The following is a 16,328-nucleotide window of genomic DNA, read 5'->3' on the forward strand; positions in this document are numbered from 1 at the left end:
CAGGCGTTAGTTCGTGTTTTTCTCTGCCTGCGTTTCGAGGGCAGCATAGCCCTCGGGCAGGTCAATTTCATAGAATGTATACGACAGAGTAATCGTATGCACATACTTGGCTTCCAAGTCTTCGACCATTTCCGGATCAACGAAGAATGTTACCGGCATTTGCACCCGCTCACCGGGTTGCAGCACCTGCTCTTCAAAGCAGAAGCAGGCGATTTTCTGAAAATAGCCACCCGCTGAATACGGCGCGACGTTATATGACGCCTGCCCCGCGATCGGATGGTCGGTCGGGTTGTACGCCTCATAAAAGGCCAGCCCAGTTTCCCCGATGCGGACTTCCATTTCGCGCTCGACCGGTTTGAACTCCCACGCCATGCCTTTGGCTTTCGAGGCATCAAAGCGCACAGTAACCTTGCGGTCCAGGATATCCTCGGGCGCGGCTGCTGCCACCCCAGTGGTGCCTCCAAACCCGGTAACACGGCAGAACCAATCGTAGAACGGCACCGCCGCCCAGGCAAGGCTACCCATCAACAGAACCACACCAACGGTCTGCGCCACTGTTTTTTGCGGGCCGGACAATGCCATTAGTTCTGCACCTCCTGCGTTGGAAGACCCAGGCTTGTGCCCGAGACCTTTACGATGGTTAGGCCAAAAATGATCACGATGAAGGCCGCCAGCGTCAGGCCGACCCCCAAATTGCGGCTGAACCGGCGCTGGTGGAGTTCATGACTTTTGCGCAAACTCATGACCAGCCTCCCAAACCATAAGGTTTCATCAGCGCCTCTAGCAAAATCGCACCAAAATGCAGGAACAGATACAGTAGCGACAACTTGAAGAATACGCGTTCGGCCTTGAAGTTATCGGCTTCCGAGTCGTCCTCGGTCCGGCGCGCGATCTGCCATGCGCCGCGCAAGAACAGGGCATTCATCACAATCGCAACGGTCAGATAAATGGGCCCACCGATGCCCGAGAACGCCGTCCCAACCGCCAACAAAGCAAGCAGGCCGGTGTAAACCAGAATGTGCCAGCGCGTCGCGCGGCGACCATGCGTCACTGTCAGCATCGGAACGCCGGCATCGTCGTAATCAGACCGCATGAACAGGGCCAGTGCCCAGAAATGTGGCGGAGTCCACATGAAGGTCAGCGCGAACATCAGCCATGGCTCGAGCGTCATTGAACCCGTAGCTGCAACCCAACCGATCACAGGAGGAAAAGCGCCTGCCGCTCCGCCGATCACAATATTTTGCGGCGTCAAACGCTTGAGCCACATGGTGTATACGACAACGTAGAAAAAGATAGTAAACGCAAGAAAGGCGCCCGCGAGCCAATTTGTCGCCAGCCCAAGCATGATCACCGAAAGGCCCGACAACGCCAGGCCAATCGCCAATGCCTCGCCCGCGTCAACCTTGCCCGACGGGATTGAACGGCGTCTGGTGCGCTTCATAATCCTGTCGATATCCGCGTCCCACCACATGTTCAGTGCTCCGGAGGCGCCGCCACCAATGGCGATGAACAGGATCGCGCAAAACCCAACGAAAGGATGCACAGGCACCGGGGCTGCCAACAGGCCAACCAAAGCCGTGAAAACGACCAGTGACATGACCCGAGGCTTTAGCAGGGCGAAGTAATCGCCAAAGCTTGCCTCGTCCGCGCGGGGCTGCGCGGAAACGGTGCTGGCATTGATGCTTGCGTCGGTCATCTCGGGTCCTTTTGGGGCGAAGGCTGCGCGGATTCCGTGCAACCTGCGTCATGTTTGAAACGGGCTTTGGCCCGTATCAGTTCGCAGCAACCTGGTAGGATTGCGGCAGTCCTGCGTATTCGTCGATCGCACCTTGCAACCACTGCTCATATGCGTCTTGGCTGACCACTTTAACCGTGATCGGCATGTACGCATGGTCTTTGCCGCACAATTCGGAGCACTGGCCGAAATAGATGCCCTCTTTATCGGCTTCGAACCACAACTCAGCCAGACGACCCGGGACACCGTCCTGTTTCACGCCGAAGGACGGGATCGTCCACGAGTGGATAACGTCCGAAGCCGTGACCTGCATGACGATGACCTTGCCGACCGGGACAACGACAGCTGTGTCGGTGGCCAGCAACCATTCATCATCACTGTAACCGGCATCGGAAAGCTTTGCGCGCATCGCGTCATCCAGAACAAAAGGCGTGACGTCAGCATCCGCCGGGCGAGCGGACTCGTCCAATGTCGCCGGATGCCCCAACAGGTAGCTGTCGAATGCAAAATCGTGGTCAACATATTCGTAGGTCCAGTACCATTGGTTGCCGACCACCTTGATGACCACGTCGCCTTCGGGAATTTCTTGCTGCTTGAACAGAACCGGCAACGAGAAGGCGCCGATAAAAACGAGAACAAGGATCGGGCCCAACGTCCATGCGATTTCAACCGGTGTGTAGTGCGAGAATCGCGCCGGTGTCGGATTTACTCTCTGATTATAGCGCACAATGCAGTAAACCAGCAGAGCGGCAACCAACAAACAGATTGCTGTGATGATCACCAGAATCATGCCGTCCAGCCGCTGAATACCCTCTGCCAGGCTTGTGGCGGCGGGTTGGAACCCCAGGCCGCCATCGACCGGCTTGCCAATAATCTCAAGCTCCTGCGCCATGGAAGGCAGGCCGGAGAGGGCTGTCAGCAGCCCCGAAAGCATCAAAGCATTCTTCATGTTCTGTCCTGATCGTTTGATCTTTGCTTCTTTTGCGAGAAGGTGTGAATCAGTCGCACCTCTCCCGTTGTCTTTGGCCGCGTTAAAAACCATATTCTGGCGGGTAGATAAAGCAAAATGCTTGCGTCAAACAGACGCTATTTTTGATCTGGATCAAACCCGAAAGGCCCCAAATGATGCCCGACACCCCGTTTCGACCGTTTGAAAGCGTTCTTCCGAAGGACGAAGCGCTTGCGGTTTTGCAATCCGCCACCGCCGGGGCCCAGGACGGAGAGCTGTTTGTAGAACGGCGCAAATCCGAGTCTCTGGTCTTTGATGACGGGCGGCTGAAAACCGCATCGTACGACGCGTCCGAAGGGTTCGGCCTGCGGGCGGTTCAGGGTGAGGTTGCGGGATATGCCCATTCCACCGATGTATCGATTCCCGCCCTGAAACGCGCGGCCGAAACGGCGCGGCTTGCTGTGGGGGACGGTGGCGGTACGCTCGCCGAAGCGCCACGCGCGACCAACACCCGGCTGTATACAGACGAAGACCCAATCGAATCCGCCAGCTTCCCGGTGAAAATCGAGACCCTGCGCGAGATCGACGCCTTTGCCCGCGATCTCGACCCGCGTGTGGTACAGGTCAGCGCGACCATCGCAGCCGCCGTGCAAGAGGTCGAGATTCTGCGCCCGGATGGCGTTATGGTTCGCGATGTGCGACCGATGACCCGCCTGAACATCTCGGTCATCGTGGAACAGAACGGTCGCAGGGAAAGCGGTTCGGCTGGCGGGGGTGGGCGCATCGGCCTTGATGGGCTGATCGACCCGTCTGACTGGCAAGACAAAGCGCGTGAGGCGCTGAGGATCGCTCTGGTCAACCTAGACGCTGTCCCTGCGCCAGCTGGCGTGATGGAGGTAGCACTTGGCCCCGGCTGGCCTGGCATCCTGCTGCACGAAGCCATCGGCCATGGGCTGGAAGGCGATTTCAACCGCAAGGGCAGTTCAGCCTTCGCGGGTCTGATGGGTCAACGGATTGCGTCGAAAGGCGTGACCGTCGTGGATGACGGCACCATCGCGGATCGTCGCGGTTCGATCACGGTGGATGATGAGGGCACCCCCAGTTCGCGGACTGTTTTGATCGAGGATGGTATCCTGACCGGCTATATGCAGGATCGCCAGAACGCCCGCCTAATGGGGGTGGCCCCAACCGGAAACGGGCGACGTCAAAGCTATGCGCATAAACCTATGCCGCGTATGACAAATACGGTCATGCTGGGCGGAAATGCAGATCCGGCATCGCTGGTCGCGGACATAAAAGATGGTATCTGGGCCGTGGGCTTTGGTGGCGGGCAAGTGGACATCACAAACGGCAAGTTCGTTTTTTCCTGCACCGAGGCGTATCGCGTCGAAAACGGCAAAATCGGCGCCCCAGTCAAAGGGGCTACCCTGATTGGAGACGGTCCGTCCGCACTGAACCGCATCCGCGGGCTGGGCAATGACATGGCGCTTGATCCGGGCATGGGAACATGCGGCAAGGACGGTCAATGGGTTCCGGTGGGTGTCGGCCAGCCAACTGTATTGCTGGACGGCCTGACCGTTGGCGGATCGGCGGCTTAAGCAGAATCGGCCCGATACTTAGGTTAACCCCTTACAGCAGTTTGTAGCGGATTATGGCGTCCACCTTGGGAAACACCCAGAGTGGGCGCCACTTTTTTTCTTTATTTCTTAGCTGCTTAAGTGAAAGTAACGATGAAGTTCGAGAAAATTTCCGAATAATTTGAGAGGATTCACAAGCTGTTAACCTCCTAAGTCGTAAACCAGTTCTGCAATCAGGCGGAGCAACGGATGACCGAAGAGCAGCTTTCTTCCTATCACCCCACACTCCCACCCACCACGGAAGAGGATCGGTTTTCCTGGCTTCGTCTGTTGCGCTCGCGCAAGGTAGGTCCGGCGACGTTTCGCCGGCTATTGCGAGAACATGGCTCAGCGCAGAACGCGCTGGCTGCGCTGCCTGAAATGGCTCGCGCCGCCGGAATTGAAGGGTATGAAATTTGCCCGCCCGGCGTGATTGAGGCGGAACTCAAGGCTGCAAGGGCTGCAAATGCGCGGCTGTTGTGCCTTGGGTCCGCTGATTTTCCCAATCAACTGAGCGACCTGTCCGACGCCCCCCCTATGCTATGGGCCATCGGTGATGTGTCTATTCTGCGCAAGCCGTCTATCGCGATGGTTGGGGCGCGAAACTGTTCCTCGTTGGGTGCCCGAATGGCGCGCGGTCTGGCGACCGATCTTGGGAAACAGGGGTTTGTTGTAGTTTCGGGGTTGGCCCGCGGAATTGACACATCGGCGCATTTGGCCGCGCTGAGTACAGGCACAGTGGCGGTCATGGCTGGCGGTGTTGATGTCATTTACCCGGCTGAGAACACCGATCTGGCGAGAGATATCGCGCAATCGGGGCTGCGTCTGTCGGAACAACCAATGGGGATCAACCCGCAGGCCCGGCACTTTCCACGTCGCAACCGCATCATCTCGGGTCTGGCTCAGGCGGTTGTGGTGGTCGAAGCAGCGGCTAAGTCCGGCAGTCTGATCACCGCCCGCGATGCCTTGGACCAGGGCCGAGAGGTCTTGGCCGTGCCCGGGCACCCCTTCGACGCCCGCGCAGCAGGGTGTAACCTTTTGATACGCGATGGGGCAACACTGGTGCGATCCGCTGACGACGTGGTCGAGGCGTTGCCGCAGCAGCCAGCAGACCTGTTAGATACCACCGAGCCGGTAGAGCCGTCCAAACCTGCTTTGTCAGGCGCTGCGTTACATAGGGAAATTCTATCCCGACTGGGTCCGTCACCCATTGCCGAAGATCAACTGATCCGCGATATCGCAGCTACGGCGGGTGATGTCGGCCCGGCTCTGGTCGATCTTGAACTGGACGGGCAAATCCAGCGCCAACCCGGCGGCTTGTTGTCCCTCACAGCCTGACAGGACCTGCTGCTAGTTACGGCACAAACCGCTACGTCTACACCGCTGAATTCCCCTCGAATTCTGCGCGTTCAAAGGAACGCATTGACAATCCGCACTTGCCCCACACATTTTGCACCATCACATGAGGCGCCCATTGAATTAAGCGAGGTTTCCCCTTAAATGCCTGTAGTTGTTGTAGAATCCCCGGCTAAAGCTAAAACAATCAACAAATATCTTGGCCCCGACTACACGGTTTTGGCATCGTATGGCCATGTGCGCGACCTGCCACCAAAGGACGGATCCGTCGATCCCGAGCACGAATTTTCGATGAAGTGGGAGGTCGGAAATGACAGCCGCAAGCATGTCAAGGCCATCGCGGACGCACTAAAGGAAGACAACGCGCTGATCCTCGCCACCGACCCCGATCGTGAGGGTGAGGCCATCAGTTGGCACCTGCAGGAAGCACTGACGAAACGGCGCTCGATCAAGAAAGATACCCCGGTTAGTCGGGTGACCTTCAACGCAATCACAAAAGACGCAGTGACCGAGGCAATGCAAAACCCGCGTCAGGTCGATATGCCCTTGGTTGAGGCTTATCTGGCCCGCCGAGCGTTGGATTATCTTGTGGGGTTCAACCTGTCTCCAGTCTTGTGGCGCAAGCTGCCGGGCGCAAAGTCAGCCGGGCGCGTGCAATCTGTATGTCTGCGTTTGATTGTCGAGCGCGAGATGGAGATTGAGGCGTTCAAACCGGTTGAATACTGGTCGGTCCGGGCGTTGTTTGAAACACCACGCGGGCAGACCTACGAAGCTCGGCTTGTTACCTATGCTGGCAAAAAGCTGGACAAGCACGACCTGAAGGATGCCACCCAGGCTGAGCTGGCGGTGCAGGCCATAACCAGCCGAGCGCTCAGCGTTACGTCGGTCGAGGCCAAGCCCGCCGCCCGCAACCCCAGCGCGCCGTTCATGACCTCGACCCTGCAGCAAGAGGCCAGCCGCAAGTTCGGCATGGGCGCGCGACACGCAATGCAGGTGGCGCAACGCCTCTACGAGGCTGGTTACATCACCTATATGCGAACCGATGGCATCGACATGGCGCCTGAGGCCGTGGCCTCGGCGCGGGATGCAATCAAAGACCGCTATGGTCCGGAATATGTGCCCGACAGCCCGCGCATGTATAAGAATAAGGCCAAGAACGCGCAGGAAGCCCACGAATGTATCCGGCCTACGGATATGTCGCGCGATGCAAAGGCGCTGAAGGTTACAGATGAAGATCAGCGTAAACTGTATGACCTGATCTGGAAGCGTACCATCGCCTGCCAGATGGCCGCCGCGCGGCTTGAGAGGACCACGGTTGAAATCGGCAGCGATGACGGTCAGGTTGGCCTGCGCGCGACGGGTCAGGTGGTCTTGTTCGACGGTTTCATGCGTGTCTATGAAGAGGGTCGCGACGACGTTGTCGATGATGACGAAAAGCGCCTTCCGCAGATCATGCAAGGTGATCCGGCACCCTTCGCCAAAGCCTCATTGCGGGATCAATTCGCCAAAGCGACCGCGGACGACAAATCTGCTGTTCTGTCTGATAATGAGGCCGTTCTGGCCCTGCAACACCACACGCAACCACCGCCACGCTATACCGAGGCGACCCTGGTCAAACGAATGGAAGAGCTGGGGATCGGACGCCCCTCGACCTATGCGTCAATCGTAACCACGATCCAGGACCGGGAATATGTGCGCAAGGACAAGAACCGCCTGATTCCCGAAGAAAAAGGACGGATCGTCACTATCTTCCTGCTCAATTTCTTCCGGCAATATGTTGGATATGAATTTACCGCCAACCTTGAAGAACAGTTGGACGATGTCAGCGCCGGAGACCGCGATTACAAAGACCTTCTGGGCAAATTCTGGCGCGACTTCTCGGCCGCGATTGGAGAAACGTCCGAGCTGCGCATCTCAGAAGTTCTCAGCAAGCTGGACGAGGTTTTGGCCCCACAGCTATATCCCCCACGGGAGGATGGGTCTGACCCGCGTATTTGCCCGAAATGCGGTGTCGGTCAGCTGCACCTGAAAACCTCACGAACCGGTGGTTTCGTGGGTTGTGGCAACTATCCGGAATGTACCTACACACGTCCCATTGCAGGGGAAGGCGCCGAGGGGGACGAGCGACTGCTGGGCGAAGACGCAGGTGATGAGATCTGGCTGAAGTCAGGCCGCTTTGGCCCTTACGTGCAGCGTGGCGAGCCCACGCCAGAAAACAAGAAGCCCCCGCGCGCGTCTTTGCCGCGTGGATGGAACAAGGATGACATGGATCTGGACAAGGCGCTGACATTGCTGTCCCTGCCCCGCCAGATCGGTGAGCATCCCGATGGGGGCATGATCACTTCGAACTTTGGACGGTTCGGCCCGTATCTGATGCATCAACTGCCCGATGAGGCCAAGCCGGTCTATGCCAACCTCAAGGACCCTAACGACGTGTTCGAGATTGGCATGAACCGCGCCGTTGAGTTGCTGGCCGAAAAACGAGCCAACCCGGGGCGGCGTGGACAGGCTGCCAAGCCATTGAAAGATCTGGGCGAACACCCCGATGGCGGCGCTATGCAGGTTTTTGAAGGGCGATATGGACCCTACGTGAAATGGGAAAAGGTCAATGCGACGATCCCCAAGGATATCAAGCCCGAGGACGTAACGCAGGAAATGGCCATCGAATTGGTGAATGAACGGGCCTCGAAGAAGGGAACCAAGAAAAAGGCTGCGCCCAAGAAAAAAGCCACCACCAAGAAGACAACCAAGAAGGCGGCCACCTAAGGGCCGTTAGGTAGAAATACCACCACCGGCCTGGATTCGTTGACTTCCCCGAGACGTGGCGGCACAACCTGCCCATCACCACGTCATTGGGGGAGTTTCCATGAAGAAAATCTATGCCAATGCCACCGAAGCACTTGATGGGGTGCTGTCGGATGGCATGCTGATTGCCGCAGGCGGGTTCGGCCTGTGCGGTATACCCGAACTGCTGTTAGAGGCGATCAAGGAATCAGGCGCTCAGGATCTGACATTTGCGTCGAACAATGCGGGGGTCGATGATTTTGGCATCGGCATTCTACTGCAGACAAAGCAGGTCAAGAAAATGATCAGCTCATATGTCGGCGAGAACGCGGAATTCATGCGTCAGTACCTGTCCGGTGAGCTAGAGTTGGAGTTCAATCCGCAAGGGACTTTGGCCGAACGCATGCGCGCGGGCGGTGCGGGCATCCCCGGGTTCTATACCAAGACCGGTGTGGGTACGGTGATCGCCGACGGGAAAGAGCACAAGGATTTCAACGGCGAAACCTACATCATGGAAGAAGGTATCTTTGCCGATCTGGCCATCGTCAAAGCGTGGAAAGCCGACGACACCGGCAACCTGATCTTCCGCAAGACGGCGCGCAACTTCAATGTTCCGGCTGCGACCTGCGGCAAGATCTGCATCGCCGAGGTTGAAGAGATCGTACCGCGCGGCTCACTAGACCCCGACGCCATCCACCTGCCCGGCATCTACGTACATCGCATCATTCAGGGCGATCACGAAAAGCGCATCGAACAGCGCACCACCCGCAAGAAGGAGGACGCATAATGCCTTGGGACCGCAATCAGATGGCCGCGCGCGCGGCGCAAGAGCTGGAAGACGGCATGTATGTGAACCTCGGCATCGGCATCCCGACGCTGGTGGCGAACTATGTGGGTGACAAGGACATCACCCTGCAATCCGAGAACGGCATGCTGGGCATGGGCCCCTTCCCGTTCGAGGGCGAGGAAGACCCGGACCTGATCAATGCGGGCAAGCAAACGATCACCGAACTGGCCCGCACGGCCTATTTCGACAGCGCGACCTCATTTGCCATGATTCGCGGCGGCAAGATCGCAGCCGCGATTCTGGGCGCCATGGAAGTGGATGAGAAGGGTGATCTTGCCAACTGGATGATCCCCGGAAAGCTGGTCAAAGGCATGGGCGGCGCGATGGACCTTGTGGCTGGTGTCGGCCGCGTGATCGTCGTTATGGATCACACGAACAAGCACGGCGACTCGAAGGTGCTGAAGGAATGCACTCTGCCGCTGACAGGCAAAGGTGTTGTGGATCGCATCATCACCAACCTGGGCGTACTGGACGTGGTCGAGGGTGGCCTCAAGATCGTTGAACTGGCCGATGGCGTCAGTGAGGACGAGATGCGCGCGGCGACCGAAGCCACAATCGTCAACTGACCATACCAATTGAAGAAGGCCCGCTGTTTTTTAGCGGGTCTTTTTAATTTGTGGTCTGGAAAACGCAGCCGTCCGAGATCAGCTCGGGCGGGGTTGAACACAAGGCTTTGGCGATCTGAAAAGCCGCCAGCACTTTGGGCACATAGTCTCGTGTTTCGGCATAAGGCGGAACACCGCTATGCTTGCGCACTGCGCCCTCCCCGGCATTGTATCCCGCGAGAACGAGGATCGGGTCATTTCCGAACTCGCCCATCAGCCAGTTGAGGTATTTTACCCCGCCCGAGATATTCTGCGCGGGCTGGAAACTGTCGCGCACGCCAAAACGTTTGGCCGTCGCTGGCATCAACTGCATCAAGCCTTGCGCACCTGCATGACTTACTGCGTCCGCCCGCCCTGCCGATTCCACGGCGATCACCGCCAGAACCAAGGCAGGTGAGACGTTTGTCCCCACGGTCGAGCGTAGAATCTCGACCCCCTGCTGCTGCGCGATGTTCTGAAGGGTTTGTAGCCGCGGTGAGGCTACGTTCGTAGCAGCCAGGGCATTTATGGCTTCATTCAACCTCCAAGCGCCTGCCTCGGCCAATGCGGGTGAGATTTTGTCCCAAAAGGCTTTGTAAGACCCAACCGGTTTGGCCCCTGTTCCTGCGTCTGGCGCAGATGGGGGTACGACCTTGGTGCGCGCGATAATTTCGGGAATGACGATCTCTGTTCCCGTGCTGGGCGCGAAGGGGGCTGCGGCGTGTTCCTCGGGTGAAATCTGGATGGTGATCCTAGGCGTTGTTCCTGGCTTGGGCGCCTTTACTCTTTTATAAACGCCTCTGGGCTCAATCTCGTTTGCGACGGCAGGCAGAGGTCCTGTCATCGTAAACGCCAAAATGCCGGCGCAGCTTATTGCGTCCCGGAGTTTCATTTGCCTGCCTCGTGCTTTTCTTTTTTGCCATTTCAAGCGCGAATCCCTTTGTAAAGCCAGAGAAACACGCCGAATTGGGGCAATTTCGCCTCATTTGGCGCAATTTTGCATCGGCAACAGAGGATGACCCCAACACTTTCGAATTTTTATTTGTTTATTTTCAGCCGGTTAGAAAAATTCCTACCAAAAAGTTAAGCCTGAAAGGAAAAAAACGGTGTTTGGCCCAATTCCTGCCATGCCTGACAGGCAAACATAATGCCATACCGAGTGGGTCGGGAGCGGACTGAGAGAGAAAGCTCTGTAAAGACGCCGAGGTTTATTAGACTTTTGATCCTTTAGGAGGGACGTAACATGATCAAGTTCATCAAGAACTTCCGCAAAGACGAAGACGGCGCCGTAACAGTTGACTGGGTCGTTCTGACCGCAGCTATCGTTGGTCTGGCCGCAGTTGCTTACAACGCAATCGGTACCGGCACGGGTACACTGTCGACCAATGTTGGCACCGAAATCTCGGGCACCACAGTCCAAGACATCGACACCAATTTCGCTGACTAAGCATCGGCTAATCTAGTCGTTGAAGCGAATCTATATGGTGGGGTCATGCTTGTTCAGGCTTGGCCCCCTTTTTTTTGGGCTGAGTAAATTTGGTGCTCCTATGTTGAAAAGAGTTAAACTTTTTCTGGAACATGAATCTGGAGCTGTCACGGTTGATTGGGTTGTGCTGACCGCCGCAATCGTTGGATTCGGTTTTTTCATTGGTCTTTACATTGCAGAGCCTGTGAAGAGTTTGGATGCCAAGAACGGCGCGGCCGTTTCCTCGGTTGTAGTTTACGACATCAACACTGACTTTTCCGGCACCACCGATCCTTGATTGGGGATCGTTGCAGCGTTACAATCACGAAATTAATCAAGATTGTCCCCCTTTTCGACACAATTTACGATTACGAAGACCTAAGCTTCATCGTAGTGTTGCGATGAACTGACTGGAATAGAGAGTAATACGAGGGGACGTAAATGCGTGCAGTATTTGGACTTGTCCTGATTATCGGGGTGGCTTTGGCCGGGGGTGCCGTCTATTTGGCGCGCGATTACATCACACAGCATCAGGCTCAACTCGCCGCCGAACGGCAGGCCGCGCAAGAGGCGCTGGAAAACGCTGCTTTGGCCGGCACTACCGGCGTTATTGTTTCCAACCGGACTATGAAATACGGCGAACGCCTTTCAGAAGAAGACGTGCGCGTTGTGAATTGGCCTGACGAGGCAATCCCCGAAGGTAGCTTCGTGGACATGGCGGTATTGTTCCCTGAAAACGCCAACGGAGACCGATTCGTCCTGAGAACCATGGAAAAGGACGAGGCCCTGATGGAGGTCAAAGTCACCAAACCCGGAGAGTCGGCGGGTCTGACCTCGCAACTTGAAAAAGGTATGCGCGCTTTCGCCATCAGTGTCGATGTCGCATCCGGTGTGTCCGGCTTTTTGCGCCCTGGCGACAGTGTTGATGTCTATTGGACAGGAACCGTCAGCAGCAACTACGACGGCGGCGGCACCGAAATCACGCGTCTGATTCAGACCAATATCGAACTGATCGCAGTCGACCAGACCGCCGGTACAGATCTCACTGGCGCAACGATCGCACGTACAGTGACAGTTGCTGCAACCCCGGAACAAATCGCGGCTCTTGCACAGGCGCAGAATACCGGTCGGCTATCGCTGGCCTTGGTTGGCGTGCAGGATGACACGGTGTCTGCTGCAGTTGAGGTGGACCAACGTAAACTACTGAATATCCAAGAGGCTGCCCCTGCTCCGGTCGAGGCGGAGGAGAGAAAATGCTTCACCAATATTCGACGCGGCGCAGAGATCGTACAAACTCCGATTCCCTGCACAAACTGACGTTAAATCAGCGTTTTACGGATGCAAGCCGCGCCACATGCGCGGCTTGTGTCATTTTGCATGTTGCGGAATACCCACATAAGGAAAATTCCAGAAACCCTTGATTATTGCAATAAATTCGGAATTCGCGCAGTGTTGTCGCACATAGGGCTTTAGACCCAAAAACGAGGCGTGATCGGAGAGGCAGGTCACATGAAAATAAGTTCCTGGATCAGCGCAACCCTGCTTGGGTTGGCGCTTATAGTTGGTCCGGTCGGTCACACGGCCTGGGCTGAAACTCTACGCGTGGTTAAGAATGGCACGGCTGAAACGCTGGACGTGCCGATGAACCGCGCAATCGTAGTAGAAAGCGAAACACCGTTTGCGGAACTCAGCATCGCCAACGCAGGCATTGCTGATATTTCGTCGCTTTCGGATCGGACAATCTATGTTTTGGGTAAGGCCCCCGGCCTGACCACGTTGACCTTGTTTGACGGTGCGGGAAACCTGCTGGCGAATGTCCGGGTCCGCGTCTCTCCGGATGTATCGGAATTTAAAGAGCGGTTGCGGCAAATCCTGCCGGGTGAGCCGATCGAGGTTCGGACCGCCAATGATGGCATCGTGCTGTCTGGCACGATTTCAAGCGGCGCAAAACTGGCCCGCGCGCTTGAACTGGCCGAGCGTTACGCGCCCGAGCGTGTTTCGAACCTTATGTCGGTCGGAGGCGTTCAGCAGGTCATGCTGAAAGTGCGCTTTGCCGAGATGAACCGTTCAGTAGCCAAAAGCCTGACCGCATCGCTGGGCTTTGGTGGCAGCGACGTGACCGGCGGCTTTAACACGCTGAACAACCAAGGCGCGTTAACCAATGCCCTGAACAACAACATTCCTTTTGTGCAAACAAACACTGGCGCGGTTCTGTTCGGCTTTGGATCCGGATCAACGCAAGTGCGATTGTTGCTGGAGGCGCTTGAGGCCAAGGGGCTTGCGCGCAGCTTGGCAGAGCCCAACCTGTCGGCATTGTCAGGACAAGAAGCAACCTTCCTGGCAGGGGGTGAAGTACCCATCCCGGTTCCGCAGGACGACGGCGTTATTGCCATTGAGTACAAAACGTTTGGTGTCGAAATCGACTTTATTCCGCGTGTCGTGGACGGCGACTTGATCAACCTTGAACTGGCGGCAGCCGTTTCGGCAATCGACAACAGCTCGAACTTCACCATCCAGGGCGATACCGTGCCCAGTTTTGTGACCCGTCAAACCAGTACAACCATTGAACTGCGCGACGGTGAAAGCTTTGCGATTGCTGGCCTGATTCAAGATGATTTCAGCGATCTGAACAGCCAGGTGCCGTGGCTCGGTGACGTTCCGGTGCTGGGTGCCCTGTTCCGCAGTGCAGAATATCAGCGTCAGCAGAGCGAGCTCGTGATCATCATCACTGCGCACCTTGTTTCGCCGACGCGTGGCGAGGCGCTGGCATTGCCCACCGATCGGGTCAAACCGCCAAGCGAATTTGATCTGTTCGTGAATGGCAGGGTCGGTCGTACAACGCGTCCGGGTTCTGGCGCAGCCTCAGAAGTGGCCAAACAGGACTTTGGCAGTTCTTACGGCTACGTTCTGGATTGATAGGAGGATAGGACCAATGCAGAAGTGGATCATCACACTGGGTCTTTCGGTCGCTGTCGCCGCATGTACGCGTGAGGCCGGGTACGAAGTTGACCAAGGCGCTTTCGGAAACGCAACGCTGAACAACGTTCAGGTCATGAACGGCGAACTGAGCTATGCCCAGATTCTGGGTCAGCGGTTCGCAGCCGAGGTTCCAACGCAAATCAACTTTGCCTTCGACAGCGCTCAGCTGGATGCGACGGCTCAGCGGATCTTGTTGCGGCAGGCCGCATGGATCAAGCAGTTCCCCGAAGCACGGTTCCGGGTTTACGGGCACACCGACGCTGTTGGCACATCGGCTTATAACAAGGCTCTGGGCCAGAGACGGGCCAATGCAGCGGTTGCCTTCCTGACTCAGCAGGGCATCTCGCGGTCGCGCCTTGAAGGCGTTGTGTCCTTCGGTAAGTACCGTCCGTTGATTGACACGCCGAACCGCGACCGGCGCAACCGCCGTACCGTGACTGAAGTGTCCGGCTTTGTAGATGGCAACCCGCTGGTTCTCGACGGCAAATATGCCGCGATTGTGTACCGTGAGTATGTGGAAAGCGCGACCTACGAGTCGCAGCTGCGTACCCAGACCGCAGTTGGCACTACATCTGAACAATAATCCAGAATTGGGCGACATCGTCGCCCAATTCCCTACAATTGGTTCTTTTGCGCCCAATTCTTGCCCAAGTTCCAAGCCACATTTTCTACAATTAGATGACTTGTGGCCTGAAAAGGCCGCAACGGGGCAAAGGCGAACCAGACAGAATCTGCGGGTTCACTGGCTTGGTCTGCTCTCGCAACAAGGAATATGTTAATGACGAGCGCATCGCCACAAGATGACAAGAACGCCATTCTGGCTTGCACAATAAGCCGTGACGTCCAGAATTTCGACCTTCTGATCGAGGATATGGAGGTCGCGCTGGGAGAGCGATGGGGCGACCTGGGCTTTGCCGAAGCCCTTGCGTTTTTTAGTCAGCCCGACGCCGATTCCCTGGAGTTTGTCGCCTTGGCGATCGATGGTGAAGACGAAGACAACCTGTCCCTGATGGGCGAAATCATCACCCGCGCCAAGGAAAAGGGTATCAAGATCGTTCTGATCGCCGAGGATGTCACGCCCGCCTCTTTACACCAGTTGCTGCGCAAGGGCGCAGATGAGTTTGTCCCCTACCCTCTGCCCGAGGGCGAGTTGCAGGAAGCCATTGACCGAATGAACCGGCCTGATCCGGTCGCCGTTCAACCGGCAGCGGCACCGCTGGCACAGGGCGCGTCCAAAGAGGGTGCTCTGTTTGTGGTACATGGGCTGGCCGGAGGGGTGGGTTCAACCACAATGGCGGTCAATCTGGCTTGGGAACTGGCCACGGTCTCGGACAAGGATGCGCCGTCCGTATGTCTGTTGGATCTGGATCTGCAATTCGGCACGATTTCGACCTATCTGGACCTGCCGCGACGAGAAACGGTTTTTGAAATGCTGTCAGACACTTCGTCCATGGATGACGATGTGTTCTCGCAAGCGCTCCAGACATACGAAGACAAGCTACACGTTTTGACGGCGCCGTCGGACATCGTGCCGCTGGACCTGATTACGCCCGAAGATATCCAGCGTGTGATCGACATTGCACGCAAGAATTTTGATTATGTCATCGTTGATATGCCTTCGACCCTGGTTCTTTGGTCCGAAACGGTTCTTCAGGCCGCGCATGTGTACTTTGCCATGATCGAGTTGGACATGCGTTCGGCTCAGAACGCGCTGCGTCTGAAACGCGCGCTTCAGGCTGAGGAACTGCCGTTCAATAAATTGCGCTTTGCTTTGAACCGAGCCCCGAAATTCACCGATCTGAACGGCAAGGGCCGGGTTAAGCGGATGGGCGAAAGCCTGGGTATTTCAATCGACCTGCAACTGCCCGATGGCGGCAAGCCGGTTTTGCAAAGTGGCGACCACGGACAGCCTTTGGCCAACGCGGTCGCCAAGAATCCGCTGCGCCGCGAAATCCAAAAACTTGCGAAGTCACTTCACAGTTTGGGCAGCAGCGACGCTGAGGCCGCGTAACC

16 protein-coding genes are annotated in these 16,328 nt (G+C 56.8%); 11 read left to right on the forward strand and 5 right to left on the reverse strand.

The features are described from left to right. Nucleotides 1–6 precede the first annotated feature (6 nt). The 4 genes from LCM21_RS04865 to coxB all read right to left on the reverse strand — a co-directional run bounded on the left by LCM21_RS04865 (nt 7) and on the right by coxB (nt 2,684). A complete protein-coding gene (locus LCM21_RS04865; RefSeq protein ID WP_224889559.1) occupies nt 7–582 on the reverse strand; it encodes a cytochrome c oxidase assembly protein in 576 nt (191 codons plus the stop codon). Next, nucleotides 582–743 carry a hypothetical protein gene (locus tag LCM21_RS04870; RefSeq protein WP_169794857.1) on the reverse strand — a complete coding sequence of 54 codons (162 nt, stop codon included), beginning with the start codon at nt 741–743 and terminating at the stop codon, nt 582–584. The genes LCM21_RS04865 and LCM21_RS04870 overlap by 1 nt, the downstream gene beginning before the upstream one ends. Next, entirely contained in the window at nt 740–1,696 is a 957-nt protein-coding gene (gene cyoE / locus LCM21_RS04875; protein WP_224889560.1) for a heme o synthase, read from the reverse strand. The genes LCM21_RS04870 and cyoE overlap by 4 nt, the downstream gene beginning before the upstream one ends. A gap of 76 nt (nt 1,697–1,772) precedes the next feature. Continuing rightward, nucleotides 1,773–2,684: a cytochrome c oxidase subunit II gene (gene coxB / locus LCM21_RS04880; RefSeq protein WP_224889561.1), complete on the reverse strand. Its 912-nt coding sequence runs from the start codon at nt 2,682–2,684 to the stop codon at nt 1,773–1,775. 176 nt (nt 2,685–2,860) lie between these two features. Between coxB and tldD the strand changes: the two genes are divergently transcribed. From tldD to LCM21_RS04905, 5 genes are all read left to right on the forward strand, one after another. Beyond that, entirely contained in the window at nt 2,861–4,282 is a 1,422-nt protein-coding gene (tldD, locus tag LCM21_RS04885; RefSeq protein ID WP_224889725.1) for a metalloprotease TldD, read from the forward strand. 228 nt (nt 4,283–4,510) lie between these two features. Further along, nucleotides 4,511–5,638 (forward strand): DNA-processing protein DprA, encoded by a 1,128-nt coding sequence (dprA, locus tag LCM21_RS04890; protein ID WP_224889562.1) that lies wholly within the window; start codon nt 4,511–4,513, stop codon nt 5,636–5,638. Between the two features lie 162 nt (nt 5,639–5,800). Beyond that, nucleotides 5,801–8,422: a type I DNA topoisomerase gene (topA, locus tag LCM21_RS04895; protein WP_224889563.1), complete on the forward strand. Its 2,622-nt coding sequence runs from the start codon at nt 5,801–5,803 to the stop codon at nt 8,420–8,422. A 100-nt stretch (nt 8,423–8,522) separates the two neighbouring features. Further along, nucleotides 8,523–9,227, forward strand: coding sequence for a CoA transferase subunit A (locus tag LCM21_RS04900; RefSeq protein ID WP_224889564.1), 705 nt, complete (start codon nt 8,523–8,525; stop codon nt 9,225–9,227). Next, entirely contained in the window at nt 9,227–9,853 is a 627-nt protein-coding gene (locus LCM21_RS04905; RefSeq protein ID WP_068337606.1) for a CoA transferase subunit B, read from the forward strand. The genes LCM21_RS04900 and LCM21_RS04905 overlap by 1 nt, the downstream gene beginning before the upstream one ends. 43 nt (nt 9,854–9,896) lie before the next feature. On the opposite strand, the gene LCM21_RS04910 is transcribed toward LCM21_RS04905, so the two are convergent. Then, complete coding sequence (locus LCM21_RS04910) at nt 9,897–10,715, reverse strand: lytic transglycosylase domain-containing protein (protein ID WP_224889565.1); 819 nt, start codon at nt 10,713–10,715, stop codon at nt 9,897–9,899. A 399-nt stretch (nt 10,716–11,114) separates the two neighbouring features. On the opposite strand from LCM21_RS04910, the gene LCM21_RS04915 reads away from it, so the two are divergent. The 6 genes from LCM21_RS04915 to LCM21_RS04940 all read left to right on the forward strand — a co-directional run bounded on the left by LCM21_RS04915 (nt 11,115) and on the right by LCM21_RS04940 (nt 16,326). Beyond that, a complete protein-coding gene (locus LCM21_RS04915) occupies nt 11,115–11,318 on the forward strand; it encodes a Flp family type IVb pilin (protein WP_068337609.1) in 204 nt (67 codons plus the stop codon). A gap of 49 nt (nt 11,319–11,367) precedes the next feature. Continuing rightward, complete coding sequence (locus LCM21_RS04920; protein WP_224889566.1) at nt 11,368–11,634, forward strand: hypothetical protein; 267 nt, start codon at nt 11,368–11,370, stop codon at nt 11,632–11,634. A 143-nt stretch (nt 11,635–11,777) separates the two neighbouring features. Beyond that, nucleotides 11,778–12,653, forward strand: coding sequence for a Flp pilus assembly protein CpaB (gene cpaB, locus LCM21_RS04925; RefSeq protein ID WP_224889567.1), 876 nt, complete (start codon nt 11,778–11,780; stop codon nt 12,651–12,653). A gap of 192 nt (nt 12,654–12,845) precedes the next feature. Further along, entirely contained in the window at nt 12,846–14,252 is a 1,407-nt protein-coding gene (locus tag LCM21_RS04930) for a type II and III secretion system protein family protein (RefSeq protein WP_224889568.1), read from the forward strand. 16 nt (nt 14,253–14,268) lie between these two features. Next, a complete protein-coding gene (locus LCM21_RS04935; protein ID WP_224889569.1) occupies nt 14,269–14,898 on the forward strand; it encodes an OmpA family protein in 630 nt (209 codons plus the stop codon). 195 nt (nt 14,899–15,093) lie between these two features. Next, nucleotides 15,094–16,326 (forward strand): CpaE/TadZ family protein, encoded by a 1,233-nt coding sequence (locus tag LCM21_RS04940; protein WP_224889570.1) that lies wholly within the window; start codon nt 15,094–15,096, stop codon nt 16,324–16,326. The last annotated feature ends 2 nt before the right edge of the window (nt 16,327–16,328 follow it).

It is taken from the genome of Ruegeria profundi (assembly GCF_020171505.1).
In the GTDB taxonomy this organism is placed as follows: domain Bacteria; phylum Pseudomonadota; class Alphaproteobacteria; order Rhodobacterales; family Rhodobacteraceae; genus Ruegeria; species Ruegeria profundi.